The following is a 3,508-nucleotide window of genomic DNA, read 5'->3' on the forward strand; positions in this document are numbered from 1 at the left end:
TTTCTGCTACCCCTTTTAAGTGTGCTTTTAGGCGCTGTTGGTCTGAGGGTGTCATTTTTTTGATCTCATCTTTTTTGACAGTTTTACTAGCTTTTTCATTGTAGCCCTTTTTCATATATTTGCAAAAGTGAGATGCACCCGATTGCACTTCTAGCGAGCAAGATGCCTAATACTAAAAACTGAGCACGAGTTAAGTGTTGTTGGAGATGCGTCTGATAAAATAGGGGTAGCATATTTTTTGATAGGTCGTTGGGAACCTTCTTCTGACCTATCTTTTTTTACCACAAGTCGGTCAACCCCTCACCCGCTCCGGGTTTTGGCGGGGTTGTCACCCCGCCAGGGGAAGATGTCTCTTTTTATGCAAGCTTTGCTTTTTGATCTCCGTAATTTCCGATTGTGACAGTTGAGGGTGCGGAATGTGGGTTTAACTGTGTCACTTGCCCAATTGCAAGCAATTTCGCTGCTCTGGAGCTTAATAAAAGTTTTTGAAGCTTACGCACTAGGAGCACGTTACCGTTCTTTTGAGCCTTGAATATTCTCACTTGTAGGCGAAACACAATTTTCCGCAGCTTGCGCCAAGGAATTGATTTCCATTTATCAACTGGATTTAACTCCGTTGCCATAACATTCTCTACGCCTGAATGAACATTTTCTATGTAAACCGTACCCAGTTGTCCAAGAGTCCTGATTTCTTGAATTTTTGAGTACATCTTACCAGCTCTACCCGCTAACCCTTATTTAAGGACTCCACAATTTGAGAAATTAATCTCCTCAAGTTGAAGGTTGAAAGAGCCGTTTTATTCGTTCCTCGGTTTAGTTGTTTTGTAGTTTTAGGTTCTCTCATTTCGCCCACGATTTCCCAGAATTGCATTTATCCAGTTCAAAATAATGCGGGTATTTTCACACTTGAAGTGTTATGTTGTGTCGTTGTTCGACCTTGATTTCGGTCGTTCACGTTCAGACGCTTTTTCCGAGAGTTCAACTAATGTTTAACCTTGACTACTTACCTATACGAGTTGCTACCATCTCAGATTTGTTATTCTCGTTCTGTCCCCAGCTTCATTTTTAGAGTTTGTTCTCTATCCATGTGGGCAGTTTTGGCATCACGCCATTCCTAGCGGGTAAGACTTGTCAAATTTGAGTTTGACGCACTCACACTAAACTAAAGTTATCTCTACTATATTTCTGAGTTTGCACTCAAGGCGGTGTAGAGACGATTTTCCTCCTAAGTTTTATGAGACTTTGGTTTCAATCAACGAACCGCACGAACCGAACGTGCTGGTTTCCCCGCATTCGGCTCCCGATGTTCTTGGCTTGCGCCTTTGCTCATGTGGAGATAATCATGGCAGCTTTCGTGAACCGCTAAGAGGTTTTTTGTTTTCGAGTTACTATGGTTTCCGTCTACATGATGTAGATGTACCTTTTCATCGCCTAGCATTTTTAAACCACATTTCCCACATTTATGGCTTTGCCGTTTTAGAGCTTGAGAGGTTTCGCCATCATAGAGCTTGCTGTTACGTTCGCTCCAGTAGGTGATATCTCCGTCGTAAGGTGATTTATTCCCTTTGACATTGACAAATTTGCTTTCGGAGTAAGGAACCGTCGGAAACGCTTTATCCAGCAGTTTCTTGCGGGTGTAGCGAGTTTGTTTCGATTCCTTGTTAAATACCCTAAAGGCTCTTGTTTCGATGTGGTATAGCGAGTTGCGCGACCCGTCCATTTTGCAATAGCGATGGTAGTTTCTCCAACCTCTGACTACAGGGGCTAATTTCTGGGCCTTGACCGTAGCACCATAATTCGAGTTGTTGACGATGTGTTTTACCTTCTGACGGAACGCTTTAAAATTGTCCGCTGATGGGACGCATCTAAATTTTCCGTTATTTTGCACTTTGAAATGCCAACCAAGGAAGTCAAATCCATCTGTCGTAGCCGTTAGCTTTGTTTTCTTTTCGCTCACTTTCATCCCACGTTCTGCCAGAAATTCGCTGACTCGATCAAGTATTCCTGTTGCATCATCTTTAGGCTTGAGGATGATTATCATATCGTCCGCGTAGCGAACCGATTGGTGTATTTCCTCAATTCCGTTGAGCACGATATTGGCTAGTAATGGACTTACCACACCCCCTTGCGGGGTTCCTTGTTCTGGAAATTCTGGGTTGACTCCTGTTTTTAGACAACGGAATATTCCGGTCTTAATGCCCTTTGGGGCGATGAGTCGTTCCATGATTCTGGTGTGGCTTATCCTGTCGAAGCATTTTTCGATGTCGAGTTCTATAACTCGTTTCTCTATTCCGTTGCTTATGGAGCGTAGATTATGGAACAAAACTTTCTGCGCGTCGTGCGCCGACCTTCCTGTTCTGAACCCATAACTCCGGGCGTGGAAAGTTGCTTCGTGCGCTGGCTCTAGCGCGTACTTTGCGAGGCATTGCCACGCTCTGTCTGCCATAGTAGGTATCTTAAGGAGGCGGGTACTCCCATGCTTTTTGGGGATTGGTATTGAACGTAATTTCTGGTGTTTCCAGTTGTTACTTTTGGCTCTGATTTCTTCACTCAGAGCCAACCTTTCCTCAAATGTGAGTGAGGCTTTTTTATCGATTCCCGCAGTCTTTTTGCCAGCATTTAATTGAGTTACTTGACGTATTGCCAACATTCTTGCAGCCGTGGATTTCAGAATTAGCTTTTGAAGGGACTTTGCTTTGGGCTTGTCTCAATACGGTTCAGTTAAGGGCTATGCAGTGCTTAAAACAATAAATACAGGAGGATTCATTATGATTCCCGTACCTCTGTGTTTAACTTGTTTAGATCGAAATTTTGAAACAGGCTTTTTGACAACTCTTGGGTTGTTTCTCTGAACTCTTTCCGGTATAGTTTGATCGAGAATCTCCCACATTAACCAACTCAAAAAAAGGGAAGTTCCTGTGGTTGTAACCGCTGAAATTTTGGGAGAGCACGACGAATAACTCGTAATGTTCCCGTAAAAGAAAGACGCAATGGTGAAACCCCTGCGCTGCTTACTGAAGAGAAAAATTAATGACCGTACCGCCCAATGTCCTATTAGTAAACCATAAATTTCTTGTACCACCTCCTTTGGTCTTTGAGAACGAATATGAGTTTTTCGTCCTAATAAATGTACTTTGATTTCATCAATCCTATTTTCGACTTCCCAACGTTGATGATATTCACAGGCCAGTAAGTGCGCTGAAAATTTTTCCGCGTTCAACAAGCTGGTAATTAAACGATATCTAATTTGTGCTTCTGGGCGGTCGTAATTCTCAATTGTGTACTCAATTACTCTTACCTGTATGGGCTTAAATCCTTTTTTTCTTAATTTACCTGATGGATAAATCCAACTCAAATATGAACCATCATCTATAGCACGTCTAAATGAGTTGTACAATTTAAGCAAGGGTGATAGACTGAAAGTAAAAGTCACATTCTTAGAGGTAAAGAGATGTCAAGTGATGAAAACCAGGAACTAAAAGAAAAGCTGGCTGAGTTAGAAGAGTTT

Annotated in this window: 2 protein-coding genes and 2 pseudogenes; all 4 read right to left on the bottom strand. The window is 42.4% G+C overall.

Annotation, left to right across the window (positions count from 1 at the left end; genetic code table 11):
* Window positions 1-356: 356 nt before the first annotated feature.
* On the bottom strand, window positions 357-710 hold the full coding sequence (locus tag ACUVJL_RS16310; RefSeq protein WP_445246808.1) for a reverse transcriptase N-terminal domain-containing protein: 354 nt from the start codon (window positions 708-710) through the stop codon (window positions 357-359).
* Between the two features lie 542 nt (window positions 711-1,252).
* A complete protein-coding gene (locus ACUVJL_RS16315; RefSeq protein WP_445246809.1) occupies window positions 1,253-1,888 on the bottom strand; it encodes a group II intron maturase-specific domain-containing protein in 636 nt (211 codons plus the stop codon).
* Between the two features lie 6 nt (window positions 1,889-1,894).
* Window positions 1,895-2,689: pseudogene (locus ACUVJL_RS16320) on the bottom strand (reverse transcriptase domain-containing protein); the annotation flags it as partial.
* A 209-nt stretch (window positions 2,690-2,898) separates the two neighbouring features.
* A pseudogene (locus tag ACUVJL_RS16325) lies at window positions 2,899-3,379 on the bottom strand (transposase); the annotation flags it as partial.
* Window positions 3,380-3,508: the final 129 nt, after the last annotated feature.

Source organism: Microcoleus sp. OTE_8_concoct_300, assembly GCF_031383065.1.
Lineage (GTDB): Bacteria > Cyanobacteriota > Cyanobacteriia > Cyanobacteriales > Microcoleaceae > Microcoleus.